This window comes from Citrobacter sp. VF227, from assembly GCF_052950715.1.
In genome coordinates this window covers 450948-472533 of the sequence record NZ_JBRFVF010000002.1, presented here as the reverse complement: position 1 = coordinate 472533, position 21586 = coordinate 450948, and the positions used below count along the sequence as shown (strand labels likewise).

Sequence of the window (21586 nt, the reverse complement as noted above, 5' to 3'; positions counted from 1 at the left end):
CATGAACTTACATGAATATCAGGCAAAACAACTTTTTGCCCGCTATGGCTTACCGGCACCGGTGGGTTATGCCTGTACTACTCCGCGTGAAGCAGAAGAAGCCGCTTCAAAAATCGGCGCTGGCCCGTGGGTAGTGAAATGTCAGGTTCACGCTGGTGGCCGCGGTAAAGCGGGCGGTGTGAAAGTTGTGAACAGCAAAGAAGACATTCGCGCTTTTGCTGAACACTGGCTGGGTAAACGTCTGGTCACTTACCAGACAGACGCCCATGGTCAACCGGTAAATCAGATTCTGGTTGAAGCAGCGACCGACATCGGTAAAGAACTTTACCTCGGCGCAGTGGTTGACCGTAGCTCCCGTCGCGTGGTCTTCATGGCCTCTACTGAAGGCGGTGTGGAAATTGAAAAAGTCGCGGAAGAAACCCCGCACCTGATCCACAAAGTGGCGCTCGATCCGCTGGCAGGGCCGATGCCGTACCAGGGACGTGAGCTGGCGTTCAAACTGGGTCTGGAAGGTAAACAGGTTCAGCAGTTCACCAAGATCTTCATGGGGCTGGCGACCATTTTCCTGGAGCGCGACCTGGCGCTGATCGAAATCAACCCGCTGGTTGTAACCAAGCAGGGTGACCTGATCTGCCTCGACGGCAAGCTGGGCGCTGACGGCAACGCGCTGTTCCGCCAGGCTGATCTGCGCGAAATGCGCGACCAGTCTCAGGAAGATCCGCGTGAAGCGCAGGCTGCACAGTGGGAACTGAACTACGTTGCGCTCGACGGCAATATCGGCTGTATGGTTAACGGTGCGGGCCTGGCAATGGGCACCATGGACATCGTTAAGCTGCACGGCGGCGAACCGGCTAACTTCCTCGACGTTGGCGGCGGTGCCACCAAAGAGCGCGTGACCGAAGCGTTCAAAATTATTCTCTCTGACGACAATGTTAAAGCCGTCCTGGTTAACATCTTCGGCGGTATCGTACGTTGCGATCTGATCGCCGACGGTATCATCGGCGCGGTTGCCGAAGTCGGCGTTAACGTCCCGGTTGTGGTGCGTCTGGAAGGCAACAACGCCGAACTCGGCGCGAAAAAACTGGCTGATAGCGGCCTGAATATTATTGCAGCGAAAAGTCTGACGGATGCAGCTCAGCAGGTTGTTGCCGCAGTGGAGGGGAAATAATGTCAGTTTTAATTAATAAAGATACCAAGGTTATCTGCCAGGGCTTCACCGGTAGCCAGGGGACATTCCACTCCGAACAAGCGATTGCTTACGGTACGCAGATGGTTGGCGGTGTAACGCCAGGTAAAGGTGGCACCACGCACCTGGGCCTGCCGGTGTTCAACACCGTGCGTGAAGCCGTGGAAGCGACGGGCGCAACCGCGACCGTTATTTACGTTCCGGCACCGTTCTGCAAAGACTCCATCCTGGAAGCGATTGATGCTGGCATCAAACTGATTATCACTATCACCGAAGGCATCCCGACCCTGGATATGCTGACCGTGAAAGTGAAGCTGGATGAAGCTGGCGTGCGCATGATTGGCCCGAACTGCCCGGGTGTTATCACCCCAGGCGAATGTAAAATCGGTATCATGCCGGGTCACATTCACAAGCCGGGTAAAGTGGGCATCGTTTCTCGCTCCGGTACGCTGACCTATGAAGCGGTTAAGCAGACCACCGACTACGGTTTCGGCCAGTCTACCTGTGTAGGCATCGGTGGCGACCCGATTCCGGGGTCTAACTTTATCGATATCCTGAAACTGTTCCAGGAAGATCCGCAGACTGAAGCGATCGTCATGATCGGTGAGATCGGCGGTAGCGCGGAAGAAGAAGCCGCGGCTTATATCAAAGATCATGTGACCAAGCCGGTTGTGGGTTACATCGCGGGTGTGACTGCGCCGAAAGGTAAGCGTATGGGTCACGCGGGTGCGATCATCGCGGGCGGTAAAGGTACTGCGGACGAGAAATTCGCGGCTCTTGAAGCTGCGGGCGTGAAAACCGTTCGTAGCCTGGCCGATATCGGCGAAGCACTGAAAACCGTTATTAAGTAAGCAATAAAAATACAGCCCTGACTTTCTGCATGGTCAAGGGCTGGTCCCGTTTCGACATGGTTGGCCATCTGATGATGGCCTTTTTTTTGCCAGTAATTTAGCTTTCAGCCAACGTTTTCAGCCAGCGAATACCGCTTTCCGGCGAGGTCATTACCGGCACAGGCGGGGAAGGGAGCTGTTGTAGAACGCGCGCCATCGAAGCCTGCGCCAGCATCACGACATCCGCTTGGGTAAAGGCGCTCTGTAACCCTTCACTAACGATACGGTCATGGGTCTCCATATCTCCCGCCAGTAGCGCGTGGAATGCCTCCTCCATTAATACAGGCGTAATGGTTCGCGATTTACCGCTCTGTTGAACTTTGCGCTGGACGTAATCCAGCGTTGGCTTCAGCGTGGTTGCCACGGTCGCCAGGACGGCGATTCGCTCACCTTTTTCAATCGCCTCTTCCACCATCGCGCAGTCAATGCGCGCGAGCTGGAGTGGGGTCATAAACTGACATTGCTCCACCGCAGTACCAATTGAGGAACAGGCGGTAATCAAGATATCGCAGTCCGCCTTTTCAGCAATATGTACATAGTCGGCGATGCGGGCGGCAATATCTGGAGTCACTCCCTGGGCCTTCATTACCTGCTTGATCATGGATTCTTCAACCAGGTGCATAACTTCAACATCCGGCATAATGTCGGCGATCAGCTGTTGCATCATTGCAAGTGTGGCTGCGCTGGTATGTAGCATGGCGACCTTTTTCATTGGGCTATCTCCTTAAGTAACGTTTCCGCGACGGCCAGCGCCGCATCATGATCTTCCTGTGCGGATAAACCGCCTACCGCGACGGCACCGAGGCATTTCCCCTGGCGCAGAATCGGGATCCCACCCGGCAGCGCCGTAAAACGCGGATCGGCAAAATAGCCAATATCCAGCTGCTCTTTCTGCAGACGCTGTAAAAATGCCTGCGTGGTGCAGCCCAGGCGGCTGCTGGTACGCGCTTTACGCTGGGTTAACTCGATGGTTAACAGTTTGGCGTTATCCATTCGTGCAAAGCTAAGCAGTTCTCCATTGGCATCGCATACGGCCACGCTTAACGGGCGATTTGCGTAACATGTTTCGGCGAGCTCGAGCGCACAGGTTACGGCGCGCTGGGCGTGTTCCAGAGTGAGAGTTGTCATCGTGATTATCCTTTCGACAGATTTTCGCAAGCGGGTTGAACGGGATCTTTGGCTGCGGCTGCCTGCGCCTGTCTGGCGTCTTTTTTGCGCCAGTAGTTGGCGAGCAGCGAGCCGCTAACGTTGCCCAGTGGTGTCATCACCGCTGATGCGAGGCCTACGGTTGCCAGTTTGCCCATCGCCGCGGCAAGCCCGGACGCCATACCGCCGTTTTGCAGGCCGACTTCAAAGGCCACGGTACGGGCAGACTGTACGTCCATGCGGAAGATCCAGCGGCTCATCAGGTAACCAATCAGGAAGCCGCCGAGGTTATGCATCAGCATGGCGAAACAGAGCAGGAAGCCGACCTGTACCAGGTTGTCGCGCCCGGCTGCGGCGGCGGTGGTGGTAAAGAAAATGATCCCCATCATTGAGATGGTTGGCATGACCTTCTTCACGCCCGCCACACGGCCATACAGCCAGTTGTAGAACAATGCCCACACGAGACCGCCTGCCACGAAGTTGAGGACCACCGCGTACATCTGTGCTTCGGCGCTGGCGTGATCAAACAGCGCGTCCCAGCCGCCGGCAATCATATACAGCAGCCAAAGCGCGCCGATCCCGGCCAGCATCTGGACGACACGGCGGTCGCGCACGCCGGCATAGGTTTTCAGATAGTCATGCAGAATTGCCGCGCCGATGGGAATTAATACGATTTTCACCACGTCCATCACCATCGCGGTGAGTTGGATATCGATCATCGAGCCCGCCAGCAGGTTGACCCACAGCGGCGTCATTACCGTTGCCGCCAGCGTTGAGACTGCGGCGATTGACACCGCCAGCGCGAGGTTAGCATTGGCGATGTAAACCATTACCGTAGATGAGAGACCGCTTGGGCAAGCGCCAATTAACAAAATGCCCACCGCCACTTCAGGCGGAAAATCAAAGATCAGGGTAATGCTCAGGCCGAGCAGGGGCATGATCACGAAATGGCAGAAAGTACCGATAAACACAGCCCACGGCATTTTGGCAACATCAATAAAATCCTGGATCGTTAGCTTCGTGCCCATGCTGAACATGGTGGCCTGAATCACGAGGAACACGATCCATTTATGGGTGATATTGAAACCGCCCCAGACGATCAGATCCGTAGACCAGGTCATGGCGGCCACAAAACCGGCGATGATCCACAATGTAAACTGATAGCTGCGTAAACCAGGCCAGTAGCCCGCACCGGCGGCGAATCCGGCGGTGAACATCACCAGCCCCGGCTGCCACAGCGCCGCGGACTGGATTAGTGCGCCGATAATCGCCAGCGCCGCGCCCGCAACGCTGAGGCCAAGTCCGGTTTTATGAATAACAGTGGTCATAGTCATGTTGAAATGTCCTTGCTGTTGTTATTGCTGCCGGGGGGGAATAGATAACATACGCCGTGCAATTTCCGGCGTGGCGACTTTTTTATCCATACTGCGAATGAGCGTAGCGAGTTTGGCGACTTGCTGATAATTATGCTGCGCTTTTTCTTCGGCGCTTAAATAATAACTATCTTCAAAGCCGATTCGTACTTCACTGGCACCCATAGCGACAGCCGCAGCGATAATATCGAAATTCTTTCTACCAAAATGGGTAATTCCCCATAAGGCATCGCGTGGAATCATGCTACGCAACGCAATTAATGCATCAATGGTTGCAGGCGTACTGCCGCGGTGGCCGAGAACGATATTAAAGAGCATGGGTTTTTGAAATTTTATTTTATCCTCAAGAATCAGGATGTTATTAATCATGCCGATTTCAAAAACTTCAAACTCTGGGATAATATTGCGTTCGGTTATTTGCCGGGAACAATATTCCACGTCCGGAGCGGGATTAAAATACACCGCATCACCGAGGTTGACGGAACCGACGTTCAGCGAAGCCATCTCTACGCCGGGACAGGCGAGTGGTGCGCAGCGTTCGGCGATGGACATCGAAGAGACGCCGCCGGTAGAAGCCTGAATAATCAGGTCTGAATGGTGCATAACGCGGTCAATGGTAGCCTGAAAGTCGATAGTATCTGGCGTCAGGCGTCCCTGTTTATCACGAACGTGTAAATGCACGATGGACGCGCCATGTTCTACGCTGGCGAGTATTTCCTGCGCCAGTTCTTCGGGTATAACTCTGGGGCAATCCGCGGCAACGGGTGCCAGCGAAATAATAACAGTATCCGACATTTTTTCCTCCGATACAGAGATAGAGATATTAAAATTATAGGTAAGGTGTCATCCAGTTTAATGCGTCTGGCCCTGATGTTGACGGTTGATATTCACAGCCAATCCAGCCCTGGTAATTCATTTTTCTTATAAAATTAAATAACCATGTTTCATTTAACTCCCCGGTTCCCGGTTCATGACGATAAGGAACAGAAGCAATTTGAAAATGTTTAATAAGGGTAAAATAGTGTTCGATATTTTTCGCCACGTTGCCATGAATTTTCTGACAGTGGTAAATATCAAACTGTAAACCGATATTTTTCTTAGCAACTTCGTGAATAATTGATTCGGCCAACGGGAAGCTGTCAATAAAATAACCGGGCATATCTTGCGAATTTAATGGTTCAATCAGTACATCGATTTCCGCGTCTGCCATCACATCACAGGCGATGCGCAGCCGATTTGTCAGGAGATCGCGCTGGGCGTGCAGCGTTAGGTCGCCGCAGCGCAAGCCCGCCATAATGTGAACCCGGCGACAGCCCAGCGCCGTGGCATAATCGCGCGCCACGTTCAGGCTATGGTGAAATTCTTTGTCGCGACCGGGCTGTGCGGCCAGTCCTCGTTCACCTTGCGCCCAGTTGCCAGCCGGCGCGTTCATGAGCACTACCGGCAGGGATGTTTCCCGCTGAGCGGCTTGCAAATGTTCCAGCGGATGCTGCCAGAGAAATAGCCCTTCTACACCGCGAAAACCGGCCGTCTGCGCCGCCGAAAATCGCGCCGCTATCGGTAAATCTGTAAACAACCAGTCGAGATTAGCCGCTAACTTCAGCATGGCGCGCACCCTCCAGGCCATCAACCAGATGCAGCTTAACGCCCTGACTGGCAATCGTTTGTTGCGCGTCTTCCGGTAACCGGTTATCAGAAATAATGTCGGTTAACTGCTGCAGACCACAGATGTGGAACATACCGTATTTGCCAAATTTACTGCTGTCGCAGACCAACACCCGACGCCGGGAGACGGTGAGTACTGCTTCTTTGACCGAGGCTTTCCCTTCACTCGGCGTCGACATACCGCGTTCGGTATCCCACGATGAGGAGCTTAGAAACGCTACGTCAATATTAATGGTGTGCAAAAAACTGGCGGCGCTTTTTCCAAGACATGAGCGGTTACGTTGATCTACAAGGCCACCGGTGTGATAGAGCGTAATGTGCGGCATATCCATCAAATAGTGGCTGATGGAAAAATCGTTGGTGACTACCGTCAGATTGAAACAGTGGCTGGCGGCGACGGCTTTCGCCACTTCAAACAACGACGTTCCGGCATCCAGATACAGCGTTTGTCCGGGCTCAATGAGCATGGCGGCAAGCTGGCCCATTTTACGCTTTACATCATGATTCAACTCGGCTTTTTCCCGCCATGGCAGTTCAGATTTCAACAGGTTATTGAGCTTCACGCCGCCGTTAATGGCGATAACTTTGCCTTCTTCTTCCAGCAATTGAATGTCGCGACGCACGGTCATATGCGACACGCTCATTAAATCTGCCAGTTCATTAAATGAGGCGGCATTTTTTTCATGCACGTAGCAGTAGATAAAATCACGTCGTTGCTCGGGGATCATCATGTCACCTCACGCTTGCCGGGAATGTTCAAGTTCGGCCACCGCCTCTTCTGAGAGCGGAACATAGCCGAGCGGTTTTAACGTCAGCCAGATGCGAGCACTGTCTTCCAGCTCCTCGGCGTTAAATACTGCCTCACGCAGCGAGCGACCGCTTACTACCGGCCCATGATTGGCCAGCAGCGCTGCCGAATGGTCTGCTGCAATTTCACTCAGTGCGCTGGCAATACCTTCATGGCCGGGCTTGAAATAAGGTAGCAGCGGTAACTGCCCGACCCGCATCACGTAGTACGGCGTTAATGGCGGCAGACAGTTTTCCGGCGTGGCGCACGGCAGGCAGGAGAGTGCGGTCAGCCATGGAGAATGCAGGTGTACGACTGCACCGCAGGATGGCCGATGCCGATACCACGCCAGATGCATGGGAACCTCTTTTGAGGGTTTGTCACCGCTAAGATGAACGCCGTTGGCATCAAGCCGACTTAGCGTGGCCGGATCAAGTTCGCCCAGGCAGGAGTTGGTCGGGGTCACCAGATAGCCGCCATCCGGCAATTTGGCGCTGAGATTGCCGGAACCGCCGCTGCTGTAGCCGCGCACAAACAGGGAACGGCCATAATGGACGAGTAGTTCGCGCAGTTGGTGTTCACTCACCGGATTCATAATGCGTACTCCTGGGCAGTAAAAAAGAAATCTTCGTCACCAAAGTTGCCTGACTTCAGTGCCAGCGCCAGACCTGAAGAAAATACCCACGGCACGCCTGGCGCAATGGTTTTGCCAACGGACAAACGCTTCACCTGCAGGGCTTCCACAACGGTGCCGGACGTTTCACCGCCTGCGACGATAAATGTGTTTACACCTGCAACCTGTAGCTTTGCGCTCAGTCGGGAGAAAGCGTGTTCGATTGCCTGGCTGGCAGACTGTTCGCCGTACTCCTGTTGAATGCGTTTAAGTACTTCTGGCGGCTGAGTGGCGTAAATCATCGGCGCGAATGGGTCGCTGATATGCGTCATCGCCCAGGCACACAGTTCATCGGTGTAGCGTTCTGCATCAGACAGGCAGCGAGCCACATCGAGCACTCGAGATGCTGCCGCGGCTTTGTAACGAGTAACCTGGCGATTGCTCATTGCTGAACAGCTACCGGAGAACACCACGGTTTTTGCCGGCAGTGGAAAAGCGTCCGACTGCTGGGTTTGCCGACCTCCGGCGCAGGCGGCCAGCGCACCACCAAGCCCGGATCCCCCGGCTAACAGAGGGCTGGCATGGAGTGCCTGCGCCAGCGTGTTGAGATCTGCTTCATCCAGCGTATCGACAATAACGTGACGCGTACCTTCAGCCTGAAGTTGGGCCAAAGTATGAGTGACCGCTTCCACACCTTGACGCAGCGTTCTGAGGTTGATGCAGCCAACCGACCCCGGCGTTTGTGCGCTCAGCAGGCGCGGCAGGCTGGCATCGGTCATGGGATTGAGCGGATGCTTTTCCATTCCGGACTCGTTAAGCAGTACGCCATTTACAAAAAGATGGCCATGCACCACCGTGCGCCCGTTTTGCGGCAGGGCGGGGCAGTGGACGATCACGGGAGTCTGCAGGTCGTTCATCAACGCATCGCTGACTGGTCCGATGTTGCCTGTTGGCGTGGAGTCAAACGTCGAACAATATTTAAAATAGATCTGGCGGACACCTGCCTTTTGTTTCAGCCAGCGGGCACAGGACAGAGATTGTGCGACGGCCTGTTCTGAGGGTAATGAGCGGCTTTTCAGCGAGATGACGATAGCGTCAACCTCTTCATTCCAGCATTGAGCGGCATCAGGCATTCCGGGTAGTAGCGCAACGCGCCACCCCTGCTGCGCCATAAAGCTTGCAATGTCCGTTGCGCCGGTGAAATCGTCGGCGATAACGCCTGTGGTGACGGCCATGGATCAACTCCGTTCAGATTGTTTGCTAATTGAATATATTATTCAGGAGGGCCTTTCACATTCACATGATGATTATCACAAATAAGCACATCATTGATTCATGGTAAAAATGGGTAATCTATTGAAAAGAATGGAGATAGATTATGAGCGTTGCGAAAAGAGCCTCACAAGGAAGTGTGAAGATTCGTTAATCTTTGAGAAAGCAAAGTCAGTAGTGTGCAGCCGAGTATTATCGTGTCCGCTATAATTCTCTTGCTAATTGATCATAATAATCTGCGTAAATGAGATTATTTTTTGCGGTAAACATCATTTTTTCTTGAGACTAAATTTTGCATATTACCAGCTTTAATATAATTAATGCTGGGGGATAGCGTGCAGTTGAAAATCCAGAATGACTATTTACACCATTTTTTTTCTATCGCAGAACTCTTTTCCCGTGCCACTGGGTTAGCGTCGGTAGTCGTGGATATTAACGGTATACCATTGTCTAAATATCATAATTTTAATTCGTTCTGCACATTAATGCGGGCAGATGAACGTTATCGAGTGGGGTGTCAAAAGTGCGATAAGTACTGTGCTTTTGAAGCACTAAGACAGCTTAAACCCAGAATACTCACCTGTCATGCCGGGTTAAGCTTGTTTTCTATGCCATTAATTTGTGAAGGGCAACTTTACGGTTCTATTATCTGTGGGCAGGTCCGTGTAAAGTATCAGGAGTATAAAACTATCGCCATTGATAATGATAATTTATGGATGGGTAATATTGAATTAAAAGAACAATGGTATCAGGTTGCGGAAGCAGATAATAATTCACTGGTGGCGTCGGCAAATCTGTTAAATTTTATTGTTGATAATTTTGAGAAAGAGCAACCACAATTGGAAGAAGTTGCTATTCCACCGGTCGGTCATATTCAGAATTATTTCACAGAACCTTCCCGACACGAGAAAAAACTGCTGGCGGCACTGCGTTACATTGACGAGAATTTATATGGTGAATTGTCTTTGGAATCCGTTGCGGCTCATGTTTGCTTAAGTGCAAACTACTTCAGCCGATTTTTCAAAAAACGCCAGGGCGTTAATTTTAAAACCTGGGTGAGCCAGAAAAAGATGCAGAAAGCGGGGGAGTTATTACACGATCCGGTTCATTCAATAGACAGCATTGCCCGGAAACTGCAATATGCGCAAACCAGCTATTTTTGCCGCGTTTTCCGGGCGGCGCATCAAACGTCGCCCCAGTCTTTTCGTCATGCCAGACTTTCGCAGTAAAGGTTTTCCGGCAGCGAGATGGCTTCAGGTATAAAAGAGAGCCGATCGCTCAGGGTCACCACGTCACCAATGACAATCAGCGCGGGTGGAAGGATGTTCGCTTCCTGCGCTTTGCTCAGTAATGAACCGAGCGTACAGGTCAGGCGGCGTTGATTTTCTCGGGTCGCGGACATAATTAGCGCGGCGGGCGTGTCTGCTGCTTTCCCGCCCATCAATAGTTCTTCACAAATAAACGCCAGATTAGCGATACCCATGACGATGACCAGCGTACCGTTAAGTTTCGCCAGTTGACGCCAGTCCTGCTGCTGGTTGCCTTCGCGCGTATGGCCAGTGACTACGTGAAAGCCAGAGGCAAATTCGCGATGCGTCACCGGGATCCCCGCGTAGGTCAGACCGCCAATAGTAGAACTGATCCCTGGCACAACTTCAAAAGAGATCCCGGTCTCAACGAGATCCTCAACTTCTTCAGCCCCACGGCCAAAAACATACGGATCGCCCCCCTTCAGGCGCACAATGTTGTGATGCGTTTGGGCATACTGGACAAGTAGTGCGTTAATTTCATCCTGCGGGACGCAGTGGAAGCCCGGGTTTTTGCCAACATTGATAAGCAGACAATCAGGTAATGCCCATTCCAAAATTTTAGGATTGACCAGCCGATCGTAAATAATGACGTCTGCGTGTTTAATGCACATCATCGCTTTGAGGGTGAGTAATGAAATATCACCGGGACCTGCTCCAACGAGCCAGACCTTTCCGAAAGTTTTCACATTGCGTCCTTTATCACGTCTAACAAAAATGGCAGAAACTACATCAAGGAATGATAAAAAGCAGTCGTTTGCCCGTAAGTTATAACGTGAAATTATCCGGAATTATGGCATGGATAATATTGATTAATCTCGCAAAGTTTTTTCTGCAATAAACAAGATGACTTGAAAAATTATTAAGAACTTATTGGCACGTTTTACTTAGGTTTAACCTTATTTAAATTGTGTTTATTGTTGTGCTTGAGTATTATTGGTTAATATTTATCCGTCGTCAGTGTGAGTAAATCATGGATTGGATCAATGACATCAATGGATAAAATAAAATATAACTCTCGGTGCTTATCTGGGTGCCTTGAATTATTTTTTATAAATTAAACTATTTTTGTACGCTGCATATGGAAGAGGTTATGAGAGGAAAAATACCCAAGACGGAGTTGCTGGTAACTTTTGAAGTGGTTGCGCGTCACGAAAGTTATACCCGGGCAGCTGAAGAGCTGGCATTGACTCAAAGTGCTGTTTTCCGCCAGGTAAATGCACTAGAGGATTTTCTTAATACCGCGCTATTTAATCATGCCAAAAAGCGCATATTTTTAAATGCTGCGGGCAAACACTATTTAGGTATCGTTAAAGAAACGTTAAATAAACTCGAGCGCGATACGACCACAATAATGACCTGGCAGCCGACCGTACAGGTTATTGAGCTGGCGGTGAATCCGACGTTCAGCACGCACTGGTTGATCCCAAACTTGCGCGAGTTTAACAAACTCAATCCAGATATTATTGTGAACATCCATTCGCTGGCGAATATCGGTGATTTTCTCAATCGCGAGTATGACGCAGCAATTATGCGTGAAGACTTTTACTCGCCGTGGTCAGAGGTTGAGTACCTGTTTGAAGAGGAAATCCTGCCGGTATGTAGTCGCTGTCTGCTGGCTGAGCCGGAACGGAAACTGACGGTTGATGAACTGCTAAATGAATACCCGCTGTTGCATCAAAGTACGCGTATCAAAGGCTGGCAGGAATGGTTTGCACTGTCTGATGTCAGCAGTCCGCTGGTGAATAAAGGACCGAGGTTTGATCTGTTGTCGATGCTGATTGCGGCGGTCCGCTCTAATTTGGGCGTTGCGCTGCTGCCCCGTTTTGCCATTCAGCACGATTTGGACAGTGGTGATATGGTTATTCCTTGCGATGTCCCGATGCGCACCGGGAACCGTTTCATCATGACGTGGCGTGAAGAGAAATCAGAGTCCGAACATTTACAGATTTTCCGTAGTTGGCTGTTGAATAAATCCGTGGTGTCGCCCATTTGATGGCCCCAGCGCTACGTTGAAATCGGCCTACGACTCTGTGAGCTGTAGGCCGTATGACTACCAGTCGATCCCAACCTGCGCCTGAATTCCTCGGTCAAACGCGTGCCTGACCGGGCGAATTTCACTGATCGTATCGGCCATTTCCAGCAATCGTGCGTGGCATCCACGTCCGGTGACAATTACGCTCTGCTGGGCAGGGCGATTTTCGATGGCGTTGAGAACCTCCTGGGTATCCAGGTAGTGGTAAGCCAGCATGTAGGTGAGCTCATCCAGCACCACCAGATCGTAATGCGCATCAGCCAACATGCGCTTACTTTCCTGCCAGACTGTCGTTGCTGCCTCGATATCTGCCTGTCGATTCTGCGTTTCCCAGGTAAATCCAGTCCCCATAATATGGAATTCGACGCCGAGCGGTTGCAAAGTGTTGTACTCACCATTATCCCACTGGCCCTTAATGAACTGCGCGATGCCAACGGTTTTTCCGTGACCAACCGCGCGCGTTGCCGTACCAAAGGCTGCGGTGGATTTTCCTTTACCGTTACCGGTGAAGACTATCAGGATCCCTTTCTTCTCCGTTGCCGCCGCCACGCGGGTATCAACCTGCTCTTTCAGTTTCTGCTGACGCTGGCGGTGCCTGTCATTATTGGCTCGCGCTTCCATGGTGACTCCTTAGTGTCCTGCCGGACAAGTTGCGCAGCGATGCTGCTGCTCAAACTGGCTAAAGAAGTTATTGCCTTTGTCGTCTACTAATACGAACGCAGGCATATTTTTAACTTCCATCATCCACACAGCTTCCATTCCCAGCTCTGGATATTCAAGGCACTGCAGGCTCTTCACATACTGCTGGGCCAGTAGAGCCGCCGCGCCGCCAATGCTGCCGAGGCTAAATCCACCGTGTTTGTGACAGGCATCAGTGACCTGCTGACTGCGGTTACCCTTGGTGAGCATAATGAGACTTCCGCCTTGTGCCTGGAAAGCATCGACGTATCCATCCATGCGTCCGCCGGTTGTCGGACCCAATGAACCGCAGGCCTGGTTTTCGGGGGTTTTGGCGGGGCCGGCGTAATAAACGATATGTTTTTTCATGTATTCCGGCATCGGTTCGCCGTTATCCAGGCGCGCTTTGATGTTTGCGTGGGCGATATCTCGGGCAACAACAATTGGGCCGCTTAACGACAAACGAGTGCCGATCGGTAGGGCGGACAGGTCATGCAGAATTTCGCGTAACGGACGATTCAGATCCAGTTGAACGGTCTGGGCGCCGTTTTCCACACGCTGTGAATCAGGGATAAATTTGCCCGGGTTATGCTCAAGTTTCTCCAGCCAGATACCGTGTTTGTTGATTTTGGCTTTGATGTTGCGATCGGCTGAGCAGGAGAGGGCCATGGCGATAGGGCAGGAGCCGCCGTGGCGTGGCAGGCGGATCACCCGGATATCGTGGGCAAAGTATTTGCCGCCAAACTGCGCGCCGATGCCAAACTCGCGGCTGGCATTGAGCAGTTCGGCTTCCAGCGCTGTATCGCGGAACGCCTGACCCAGCTCGTTCCCGCTGGTGGGCAGGTTATCGTAATATTTGGTTGATGCCAGTTTGGCTGTCTTCAGGGCCTGATCGGCGGACAAGCCTCCAACCACAAAAGCGATGTGATACGGCGGGCAAGCAGCGGTACCCAGTGATTTCATTTTTTCGATCAGGAAAGCAGTGAGCTTTTCCGGCTGCAGAATAGATTTGGTTTCCTGGAATAGCGCCGCTTTGTTGGCCGAGCCGCCGCCTTTGTTTACGAACAGGAATTTATATTCGTTACCCGGCGTGGCGCTGATGTCGATTTGCGCCGGCAGGTTAGTCTGGGTATTGATCTCGGTATACATGTCCAACGGGGCATTTTGCGAGTAACGCAGATTGTTTTCGGTGAAGGTGGTATACACGCCTTTGCTTAAGGCTTCGGCGTCATCGCCGCCTGTCCAGACATGCTGTCCTTTGCTGGCCACAATGGTTGCCGTCCCGGTGTCCTGGCAGTTAGGCAGGACACCTTTGGCCGAAACTTCAGCGTTGCGCAGCAGTTGTAATGCGACGTACTTATCGTTACCGCTGGCCTGCGGGTCGTGCAAAATGCTGGCTATCTGTTTCAAATGTCCGGCGCGCAGAAAAAATGAAGCCTCATAAAATGCCTGCTGTGCTAATAAGGTTAACGCTTCGGGCGCCACCTTAATCACTTCCTCTCCGTCTAACTCCGTTACCGTTACGTGCTGGTTACTCAGTAATTCATACTCGGTACTATCTTTACTCTGAACAAAGAGCTCCTGCCAGACAAATGGTTTAGACATGTTTACTTCTCACCTCTTCATTTTTGCCGGATAACGGCGTAAATAAGCGCGCTAATCGTAGGCCGGATAGGCGAAACGCCATCCGGCATCGTGTTATTTTGCTAAAAAGACATTGGCCTGCGTCTCTTCGGCGACATATTCGATGGTTTGCTGGGCGCGAACGCTGTTGCCAGCCTCATCCAGCGGCGGAGAGTAGACGGCAATGGCATATTCGCCAGGAACAACGGCAACCATCCCGCCGCCGACACCACTTTTCGCCGGAATACCAACGGTGTACAGCCATTTACCGCTGCCGTCGTACAGTCCGGCAATCGCCATTTCCGCCAGCACCTGCGGAACATATTTTTCATTCAGCAACTGCTTGCCGTTGAACGGTGATTTCCCTTTGTTCGCCAGCACTGCACCCATTTTGGCCAGTTGCTCAACGGTGATATCCACCGAGCACTGACGGGTATAAATTTCGACGGCGTCGTCGGTGTTGCCATAGAAGCTGTTATAGGATTCCATCAGCTTCGCCAGCGCCTGATTGTGTTGGTTGGTTTCCATCTCGGATTTGAAGACCGGCTCATTAACCGTGAGCGTGGCGTCGGCCCAGACGTTCAGGTTGTCGAGGATTTTGTTCCAGCGATCGGTTTTATCTTTGGCTTCAATCAGGCTAACGGTGCTCATGGCTCCGGCGTTTACCAGCGGGTTCTCAGGCGCACCTTTGGTCAGTTCCACCGCTAAACCGGAGTTAAAAGGCATGCCAGTGGCATTTGCCCCGAGTTTATCCAGTACCACCTGAGGACCGTGTTGTTCCATGGCGAGCGCCATGGTGAAGACTTTACTCAGGGATTCCATGGGAAAGGGTTTGTTAACATCGCCAACCTGGTAGATCTTGCCATCCACCGTAGCAATAGTGATGGCAAAATTATTTGGGCTGTAGGTCGCCAGGGCAGGGATGTAGTCGGCGACTTTTCCATCGTTATTACTTTTGAACTTTTGATGCGCCTGTTCTATCAGTCTGGCGTAGTCCGGCGCGGTTTGCGCGAATGAGGTCGCGCTAAACAAGATGCTGAAAGAAAAGAGACTCACGCCGATAATTGTTTTATTCATTGTGCATTCCTGCTGATTTGATAACTATGTTGCCGGATAGCGGCGCAAGCGCCTTATCCGGCAATCGTGTTTTATCAGGACATCGCAACTTCAGACTGTTCAGTAACCGGGCGTTCCTGTTCCGGTGACTTCACTGGCGCAGTTCCACGGCAACCCTGGCCGAAGTGTTCGCCTTCCCAACGACCCACAATGGCAGCGCCCATGGCGTTACTCATGACGTTGGTGGCAGAACGACCCATATCGAGGAACGGATCGACGCCCATCAACAGGATCAAACCGGCTTCCGGAATGTTGAATTGGTTCAGGGTGGCGGCGATAACGACCATCGAGGCACGCGGTACGCCCGCCATTCCTTTAGAGGTCAGCATCAGAATTAACAGCATGGTAATTTGCTCGCCCATGCTCAGTTCGATATTGCAGGCCTGAGCAATAAAGACGGTGGCAAAGGAGCAGTAGGCCATGGAACCGACCAGGTTAAAGGAGTAACCGATAGGCAGAACGAAGCTGGCAATTTTTGAGGAAACGCCGAATTTTTCCAGCTTATCCAGCGTGCCCGGGAAGGCGGCTTCAGAACTGGAGGTCGTAAAGGCCAGTAGTGCAGGCTCGAAGATTGATTTGGTCAAACGTGCGATACAAGGCCCGACTATCATGGTTGACAGGCCAATCAGGATTGCCCACAGCATACCCAGCGTCAGGTAGAATTCACCCATGAAGATCCCGGCGCTGACCATCACTCCCAGACCACGTTCGGCAATCAAACCTGAAATAGCGGCAAAAACGGTCAGCGGCGCAAACAGCATGACGTAACCCGTCAGCTTCAGCATCACGTGCACCAGAGAATCCAGAACCTTCACGATAGGCTCGGCTTTTTCACCAATGGCGGCCAGGCTGCAACCAAGGAAAATTGAGAACACCACGATCTGCAGAATTTCGTTCCGCGCCATCGCATCGACAATACTGGTCGGTACCGCGTGCGAGATGAACACTTTCAGCGTGAATGGCTCTGACTTAACCGCGGCAACGACCCCGGCGTCATGCGGCACGAAGTTGATACCTGCGCCTGGCTGGAAAATATTAACGATAACCAGACCCAGCGCGATTGACAGCAATGATGCGCAAATAAACAGGAAGAAGGTTTTTGAAAATATACGTCCCAGCGTTTTGGCATCGCCCATTTTGGCAATACCCACAACCAGAGTTGAAATAACCAATGGCGCGATAATCATTTTCACCATACGTAAGAATATAGTGGTGAAAATGGAAATATCTGCTGCATAAGATTTTGCTGTTTCAGCCGTGACCATATTATTGATGGCTACCCCGGCAATCATGCCGAGTATCAGACCTAATATGATCATCTTCGTTAAACTTATTTTCTTCATGTGTACTCCATCGGATAAAGGTTGGTAATTGGAATTGTGTAGGGTGGCGTGCGCCTGAGCCTGGACAGCAGCTTAGACGCACGCCTGTTGTGACCAACCGCATGAATAATTCGAAGCACTGTGATACAGCTGAATTCTGTGCCCCAATGGTTGTTATTGTGTTTTTTGTTACAAGTCGAACTCAATACTTAATAATGGTGCGTGTTGCTGCGCGCCATAAACATCATTGTCACCAACGTTGCCGGAAATAATATCGCGCGGCATGACAATTTTTACGGCATTCGCCGGGTCGAACCACACAATATTGTGAATAAAGTCAGGTTCAACGTTATATAAACCGGCAATAAGCTGCGGTGTTAATTGCTCGGAACGTTTTACGCGCTGATAATCTTCCCGGGTTTTAAATAAAATATCTAAAACCAGTTCGTACGGTCCGGCGTTTTTCGAGCGAATAACTTGCGCCAGTGAACAAATTGACTGTTTCATGCCTGAACTCCTTCTGGCGTCACCTGTTCAATGTGGAAATCAAAACGCAGCGCATCGCTTGCTTCAATCAGGTGATAGATCGAGAACTCATACACCGGTCCACTTTGAATATCAGATGGCGAGAACGGGAAGGCGAGGTTGCCCGCCGTCGCAATGCGATTCTCATAGCCGTAGTGCAGCAGGGTAGAGCGCACCAGCGAGCAAACGCTGTTGGCGATATCCTGCGTCGGCGCGACGACATCCAGTAAAATCCCCAGTTCGTGACCGGCGGTTTTCATCGGTTCATGGTTGCCCATCACGCCGTTCTTCCCGTAAAGGTGGAACGTCATACGGATGCTGTCGTCGTTCAGGGAGAGGTTACGTGCTACGCTTGCCTGGACCTCTTCGAGAATGGTGTCAATTCCGGCAATCATAATCGGGTCACGCGTTCCGGCGATGGTCAGGCAGCGGAAGCCAACCTGACGCGCCCCTTCCAGTTTCAACGCATACGGTGTTTCTTCATGACGTGAACCGCTGACATACACTTCACCCTCGTTAACCTGGGTAAAGGTGCACGCTTTCAGGTTCAGCACACCGCCGGGACCCGGCAGGAAGTACGGATCGGACTTCTCATACAGGGTGTGCGCCGCAGCTGACGTTTCTGTGAACTTACGCTTGGGATTGAACGCCTTCAGCGTAAAGCCGTTGTCGTCGATAATCCCCATCGCACAATCGGAGCCGGAGCCGGGGGTGGCAGCAATGGCAGCACACTCAAGGATCTTACCGCAATGCAACGCCAGACCTTCATCAAAGCCCTGCATAATTGGCAGCGCGGCAAAGCAGGCCGGATCGTAGGCGCGTCCGCCCAGCACCACTTGCGCACCGGCTTTCAGTGCGCGCTGGAAAGGCTCGATACCCATCTGCGCGACGATGTAGGTACTCTCTTCGATCGCCTCGTGAGTCAGTTCCGGCACAAAGTCGAGTGCGGTGATTTTGCCGTTATCCAGCGCCTGATGAACGATTTCTTTGTCGACATCTGACGGGATTAGCGCCATTGAGAAGGACAGTTTTTCTTCCTGTGCGATCTCATGGATAATCTGGCGACACCACTCCAGATGCGGAGCTGCGCCAGAACCACCGGCGGTGCCGATCACGACCGGGATGTTGTTCTTAACGCCCGCCACAATCATATAGCGCAGATCGCGTTTTACCCCGGCTCTGTCGGTAAAGGGTTTACCTGCCCCCAGGTAATGGGGGCCCGGATCGGAGGAACCCGCGTCAACGGCAATAAGATCGGGTGACTCTTCCATGGCTTTGCGAAAACTTTCTTCCGGGAAGCCATAACCCAGGATAGCCGTCGGCGATAAGATCTTAAATGTGCGAGCCATCTCTTAATCCTTAGTTTGCAACAACGCGATGGTGCGATTCATCTCGTTAAACACGATGTTGAGACCTTCATCGAATCCCATTCCTGGTTTGACCAGCATGCGCATCGGACGCGCGGCAAGCGCCACGTGTACGCAGGTGCGAGCACTGATCTCGGTTTCGTTACAGGTACCGCCCTGATAGGCTTCCATGGCGTGTTTGTTGCAGTACAGCACTGCATCAACAATGTTATGAATGCCGCCAAGATCAGGGGTTTTGATCTGTACCATGTGGCAGCTGCCCGCATCGGTAAAGTCCACGATATCCTGATAGGTGTTACACCATTCGTCGGCGACAATTTTCACGCCGGAGCCCAGACGGGTCAGTTCTTTGGTGATGGCGGTCAACATGCGGATCTGATCCGGCTTGTTACCCGCATCTACTGGCCCTTCGATATACAGCGGCAAGCCTTGAGCTTCGGCTTCCAGGCTGGCGATGTATTCGGCGCAGCGCACGGGATCCATATCGAAGATCAAACCGATCGTGCCGTACACATCAATATGCAGCGTCGGGTGATAACGTTCGCTGGTGCGCAGGCTTAAGATACGGTCGGACAACCAACGTACATACTCACGCAGTTTTTCGCCTTTAAAGCCCAGCTTCTCTTCGACGTTGTTGATCAGCGCATGCGGCAGGACGTCCACACCTTTGAGGATCATCTTATCAACGGCGATATAACGGTCGTCGCCGCTCTGGCCAAATAATGGAATAGCTTCCGGTACGCACGGCAGTTGCCATTCATCGCAAACCACTTCAGTTTTCAGACGACCGGTAGCCAGCGCCGCCGCATCGAGCAGCGCCTGAGACAGACCATAGCGGACGGCAGTATGCAGCAGATGACCGTCAATACGCAGTTGGTCAAAGAAACGGGCGTTTGGCAGGAACGCATCAACGTCACGGCCTTCCAGCAGCGGTTTGATGTGATCGTTGAGGAACGGAATGAAATTTTCTGCCAGGAAAAGCGGATCACGACCACCTGCGCCTGAATATTGAACCGCTGCGCAATCGCCCACCGCTACCGCGCCATTCTCCAGAATCAGTTGCACGGAAACGCATTCACCCGCCTGACGAACAGAGGTAAATCCTGGCGTTACCGGATCGCCGGTATAGATAAACCCGTCATGACCGGCGCCATTTTTGATGGCCTGCTGATCGTCAAAATAAAATGAGGAGTAGCCAGCGGTGAAAAGGGCCTTTTTGATTTTCATTATGGTCTTCCTATTAATTTACTGTGGGATACGGCGTTGATGTCATCAATGACCATCTGGAAAGAAGGCTTGCGGCCTTCAAAATGTGCGCGCTCTGCGACATAGTCGTGGTGCAGGGCGAGAATATCTTTCGGCAGTGGAACTGCACCGGCTTCGAGAATACGGATAGCGCCTGTGTTATCGCGAACAGGGAGGATCTTACCGGCGTTGCAAGCGGCAGGCGCGAACGGCACATCCAGTACGCCAGCTTCAAAGGCCAGCACCGTGCCACGCGCAATGTCGCCATTGCCCAGTTCGAAGACTTTTTTCAGCACTGCGCGGACTTCGCTCTTGATCAGATCAACTTCCTGCTCGACGGCAGCGCATTGCGGGAATTTCTGGTCACTGACCATGTTGAGCATCTGGCGTGACGCTTTCAGACCCTGGGCGTTGGCTGCAGCCGTTGGGATACCGAACGCTTCGTGCGGGCTTTTGGTGATCACTTTCGTGGCACCGGACATACCCGCAACCGCTGCCCCCCAGGCGATAACGGAGAAGGCTTTCGCTTCATCTTCCGGGAATCCGCCCATCCACTGGTGGAAAACGGTGCTCAGTTCGTAATCGTCGAATCCGTGGTTATGGAAGTATTCGTGGGACAGTTCGCGCAGCGCCTGAATAGCGGCGATATCCTGCGTCAGGCTACCGACCTGGCCGTAGCCGACGGTAATGGACTTCACGCCCTGTTCCAGCGCCAATAGACCTTCAATAATCGCCACCGAGTGGGACATAAACGGCGGGATTAGGGTGCCAGTTAGCGGGCCGAACGGTTCACGGTTGATACGAATACCGTTCTCTTCGTACAGGCCCATCAGGCGATCGCAGTACTGCCAGTCACGGATGGATTTTTCCAGGGTGACGCGCTTAGCGTAAGGAATGTTGTAGGAGATACCGCCGCCTTCGTAGCTGGTAAAACCACTGGCCATAGCGATTTCCGCCAGCAGGCGAGCATCTGGCGTTCCGTGGCGAACCTGGATCGGTTTTTCCAGTGATTCAGTCATCCGGCGGCAGGCAGCTACCCCGTGATTGACGACCGGTAAACCATTCAGTTTGGACGTCCCAGCTTCGATGGATTTCTGGATCCCGACAGCGGCTTCTTCATAGCGATTCAGACGGGTATAGGCATCGATGGTGCTTGGCAGGAGGTCGCACTCTTCCTGCAATGTTTTGAGCAGCGCAATATGCTCATCCATTAATGCTACGCCTGCGCGCGGCTGGCTCAGGGTCCTGCCTTCCTGATCGGCCTTCAGCAGAGCAAGGGAGAAGCGTTTGTTATCTGGAATTGATTGCTGGTACTTCACGCCATCTTCGAAGTTCTCAACGTCTTTGCCGGTTTCCCAGGTTTGTAACACCTGATGCCTTTCGGTCATGAATTCGTCGTGGGTTAATTTTTTATTTCGAAGTTCCATTCGTAGCTG

The 21586-nt window shown here is 52.2% G+C and carries 21 protein-coding genes; 4 read left to right on the top strand and 17 right to left on the bottom strand.

Annotation, left to right across the window (positions count from 1 at the left end; translation table 11 throughout):
* Position 1: 1 nt before the first annotated feature.
* Together sucC and sucD are read left to right on the top strand one after the other, a co-directional pair.
* Entirely contained in the window at positions 2–1168 is a 1167-nt protein-coding gene (sucC, locus tag ACU8YC_RS09785; protein WP_003022927.1) for an ADP-forming succinate--CoA ligase subunit beta, read from the top strand.
* Positions 1168–2037 (top strand): succinate--CoA ligase subunit alpha, encoded by an 870-nt coding sequence (gene sucD / locus ACU8YC_RS09780; protein WP_003022929.1) that lies wholly within the window; start codon positions 1168–1170, stop codon positions 2035–2037. Before sucC ends, sucD begins: the two co-directional genes overlap by 1 nt.
* 97 nt (positions 2038–2134) lie before the next feature.
* On the opposite strand, the gene ACU8YC_RS09775 is transcribed toward sucD, so the two are convergent.
* Genes ACU8YC_RS09775 through otnK form a run of 8 tightly spaced genes read right to left on the bottom strand, consistent with a single transcriptional unit; the run spans position 2135 to position 8895 of the window.
* Entirely contained in the window at positions 2135–2788 is a 654-nt protein-coding gene (locus ACU8YC_RS09775; protein ID WP_446895294.1) for an aspartate/glutamate racemase family protein, read from the bottom strand.
* A complete protein-coding gene (locus ACU8YC_RS09770) occupies positions 2785–3204 on the bottom strand; it encodes a GlcG/HbpS family heme-binding protein (protein WP_151219689.1) in 420 nt (139 codons plus the stop codon). The genes ACU8YC_RS09775 and ACU8YC_RS09770 overlap by 4 nt, the downstream gene beginning before the upstream one ends.
* Positions 3205–3209: 5 nt before the next feature.
* Positions 3210–4556 carry a bile acid:sodium symporter family protein gene (locus ACU8YC_RS09765; RefSeq protein ID WP_446895293.1) on the bottom strand — a complete coding sequence of 449 codons (1347 nt, stop codon included), beginning with the start codon at positions 4554–4556 and terminating at the stop codon, positions 3210–3212.
* Between the two features lie 21 nt (positions 4557–4577).
* The gene (locus ACU8YC_RS09760) at positions 4578–5390 is read right to left on the bottom strand and encodes a 3-keto-5-aminohexanoate cleavage protein (protein WP_446895292.1); all 813 of its coding nucleotides are present in this window, start codon (positions 5388–5390) and stop codon (positions 4578–4580) included.
* 34 nt (positions 5391–5424) lie between these two features.
* On the bottom strand, positions 5425–6201 hold the full coding sequence (locus ACU8YC_RS09755) for a hydroxypyruvate isomerase family protein (protein ID WP_286538063.1): 777 nt from the start codon (positions 6199–6201) through the stop codon (positions 5425–5427).
* Positions 6182–6991 carry a DeoR/GlpR family DNA-binding transcription regulator gene (locus ACU8YC_RS09750; RefSeq protein WP_446895291.1) on the bottom strand — a complete coding sequence of 270 codons (810 nt, stop codon included), beginning with the start codon at positions 6989–6991 and terminating at the stop codon, positions 6182–6184. Before ACU8YC_RS09750 ends, ACU8YC_RS09755 begins: the two co-directional genes overlap by 20 nt.
* A gap of 6 nt (positions 6992–6997) precedes the next feature.
* Positions 6998–7642: a 3-oxo-tetronate 4-phosphate decarboxylase gene (otnC, locus tag ACU8YC_RS09745; protein ID WP_151219551.1), complete on the bottom strand. Its 645-nt coding sequence runs from the start codon at positions 7640–7642 to the stop codon at positions 6998–7000.
* Positions 7639–8895, bottom strand: coding sequence for a 3-oxo-tetronate kinase (gene otnK, locus ACU8YC_RS09740; protein WP_151219552.1), 1257 nt, complete (start codon positions 8893–8895; stop codon positions 7639–7641). Before otnK ends, otnC begins: the two co-directional genes overlap by 4 nt.
* Before the next feature lie 372 nt (positions 8896–9267).
* Between otnK and ACU8YC_RS09735 the strand changes: the two genes are divergently transcribed.
* On the top strand, positions 9268–10161 hold the full coding sequence (locus ACU8YC_RS09735) for a PocR ligand-binding domain-containing protein (protein WP_446895290.1): 894 nt from the start codon (positions 9268–9270) through the stop codon (positions 10159–10161).
* Here ACU8YC_RS09735 and cobA read toward each other — a convergent pair.
* Positions 10140–10928, bottom strand: a complete 789-nt coding sequence (gene cobA, locus ACU8YC_RS09730; protein ID WP_187252786.1) for a uroporphyrinogen-III C-methyltransferase — start codon at positions 10926–10928, stop codon at positions 10140–10142. The two genes, ACU8YC_RS09735 and cobA, sit on opposite strands and share 22 nt — an antisense overlap.
* Positions 10929–11332: 404 nt before the next feature.
* Here cobA and ACU8YC_RS09725 point away from each other — a divergent pair, with 404 nt between their 5' ends.
* Positions 11333–12235 (top strand): LysR substrate-binding domain-containing protein, encoded by a 903-nt coding sequence (locus tag ACU8YC_RS09725; protein WP_151219554.1) that lies wholly within the window; start codon positions 11333–11335, stop codon positions 12233–12235.
* Between the two features lie 57 nt (positions 12236–12292).
* Here the strand turns inward: ACU8YC_RS09725 and cobO are convergent, their stop codons facing one another.
* From cobO to ACU8YC_RS09685, 8 genes are all read right to left on the bottom strand, one after another.
* Positions 12293–12895, bottom strand: coding sequence for a cob(I)yrinic acid a,c-diamide adenosyltransferase (gene cobO / locus ACU8YC_RS09720; protein WP_187252785.1), 603 nt, complete (start codon positions 12893–12895; stop codon positions 12293–12295).
* 9 nt (positions 12896–12904) lie between these two features.
* Positions 12905–14557 carry a class I fumarate hydratase gene (locus ACU8YC_RS09715; RefSeq protein ID WP_151224962.1) on the bottom strand — a complete coding sequence of 551 codons (1653 nt, stop codon included), beginning with the start codon at positions 14555–14557 and terminating at the stop codon, positions 12905–12907.
* Between the two features lie 93 nt (positions 14558–14650).
* Complete coding sequence (gene glsA, locus ACU8YC_RS09710; RefSeq protein ID WP_446895289.1) at positions 14651–15652, bottom strand: glutaminase A; 1002 nt, start codon at positions 15650–15652, stop codon at positions 14651–14653.
* Positions 15653–15726: 74 nt separating this feature from the next.
* Entirely contained in the window at positions 15727–17034 is a 1308-nt protein-coding gene (locus ACU8YC_RS09705) for a dicarboxylate/amino acid:cation symporter (protein WP_151219558.1), read from the bottom strand.
* A gap of 168 nt (positions 17035–17202) precedes the next feature.
* Positions 17203–17520 carry a DUF4387 domain-containing protein gene (locus tag ACU8YC_RS09700; protein ID WP_005122536.1) on the bottom strand — a complete coding sequence of 106 codons (318 nt, stop codon included), beginning with the start codon at positions 17518–17520 and terminating at the stop codon, positions 17203–17205.
* Entirely contained in the window at positions 17517–18887 is a 1371-nt protein-coding gene (locus ACU8YC_RS09695; RefSeq protein WP_003831426.1) for an acyclic terpene utilization AtuA family protein, read from the bottom strand. Before ACU8YC_RS09695 ends, ACU8YC_RS09700 begins: the two co-directional genes overlap by 4 nt.
* Before the next feature lie 3 nt (positions 18888–18890).
* A complete protein-coding gene (locus ACU8YC_RS09690) occupies positions 18891–20132 on the bottom strand; it encodes a methylaspartate ammonia-lyase (RefSeq protein ID WP_005122534.1) in 1242 nt (413 codons plus the stop codon).
* Positions 20132–21577, bottom strand: coding sequence for a methylaspartate mutase subunit E (locus tag ACU8YC_RS09685; protein ID WP_151219559.1), 1446 nt, complete (start codon positions 21575–21577; stop codon positions 20132–20134). Before ACU8YC_RS09685 ends, ACU8YC_RS09690 begins: the two co-directional genes overlap by 1 nt.
* Between the last annotated feature and the right edge of the window lie 9 nt (positions 21578–21586).

Bases quoted from the DNA above. Each gene is read 5' to 3' on its own strand.
- ACU8YC_RS09695 (WP_003831426.1), bottom strand. From the start codon at position 18,887: ATGGCTCGCACATTTAAGATCTTATCGCCGACGGCTATCCTGGGTTAT.
- ACU8YC_RS09750 (WP_446895291.1), bottom strand. From the start codon at position 6,991: ATGATGATCCCCGAGCAACGACGTGATTTTATCTACTGCTACGTGCAT.
- otnK (WP_151219552.1), bottom strand. From the start codon at position 8,895: ATGGCCGTCACCACAGGCGTTATCGCCGACGATTTCACCGGCGCAACG.
- ACU8YC_RS09700 (WP_005122536.1), bottom strand. From the start codon at position 17,520: ATGAAACAGTCAATTTGTTCACTGGCGCAAGTTATTCGCTCGAAAAAC.
- ACU8YC_RS09705 (WP_151219558.1), bottom strand. From the start codon at position 17,034: ATGAAGAAAATAAGTTTAACGAAGATGATCATATTAGGTCTGATACTC.
- cobO (WP_187252785.1), bottom strand. From the start codon at position 12,895: ATGGAAGCGCGAGCCAATAATGACAGGCACCGCCAGCGTCAGCAGAAA.
- ACU8YC_RS09755 (WP_286538063.1), bottom strand. From the start codon at position 6,201: ATGCTGAAGTTAGCGGCTAATCTCGACTGGTTGTTTACAGATTTACCG.
- ACU8YC_RS09765 (WP_446895293.1), bottom strand. From the start codon at position 4,556: ATGACTATGACCACTGTTATTCATAAAACCGGACTTGGCCTCAGCGTT.
- sucC (WP_003022927.1), top strand. From the start codon at position 2: ATGAACTTACATGAATATCAGGCAAAACAACTTTTTGCCCGCTATGGC.
- ACU8YC_RS09685 (WP_151219559.1), bottom strand. From the start codon at position 21,577: ATGGAACTTCGAAATAAAAAATTAACCCACGACGAATTCATGACCGAA.
- ACU8YC_RS09775 (WP_446895294.1), bottom strand. From the start codon at position 2,788: ATGAAAAAGGTCGCCATGCTACATACCAGCGCAGCCACACTTGCAATG.
- ACU8YC_RS09690 (WP_005122534.1), bottom strand. From the start codon at position 20,132: ATGAAAATCAAAAAGGCCCTTTTCACCGCTGGCTACTCCTCATTTTAT.
- otnC (WP_151219551.1), bottom strand. From the start codon at position 7,642: ATGAATCCGGTGAGTGAACACCAACTGCGCGAACTACTCGTCCATTAT.
- sucD (WP_003022929.1), top strand. From the start codon at position 1,168: ATGTCAGTTTTAATTAATAAAGATACCAAGGTTATCTGCCAGGGCTTC.
- ACU8YC_RS09770 (WP_151219689.1), bottom strand. From the start codon at position 3,204: ATGACAACTCTCACTCTGGAACACGCCCAGCGCGCCGTAACCTGTGCG.
- ACU8YC_RS09725 (WP_151219554.1), top strand. From the start codon at position 11,333: ATGAGAGGAAAAATACCCAAGACGGAGTTGCTGGTAACTTTTGAAGTG.
- ACU8YC_RS09715 (WP_151224962.1), bottom strand. From the start codon at position 14,557: ATGTCTAAACCATTTGTCTGGCAGGAGCTCTTTGTTCAGAGTAAAGAT.
- glsA (WP_446895289.1), bottom strand. From the start codon at position 15,652: ATGAATAAAACAATTATCGGCGTGAGTCTCTTTTCTTTCAGCATCTTG.
- ACU8YC_RS09760 (WP_446895292.1), bottom strand. From the start codon at position 5,390: ATGTCGGATACTGTTATTATTTCGCTGGCACCCGTTGCCGCGGATTGC.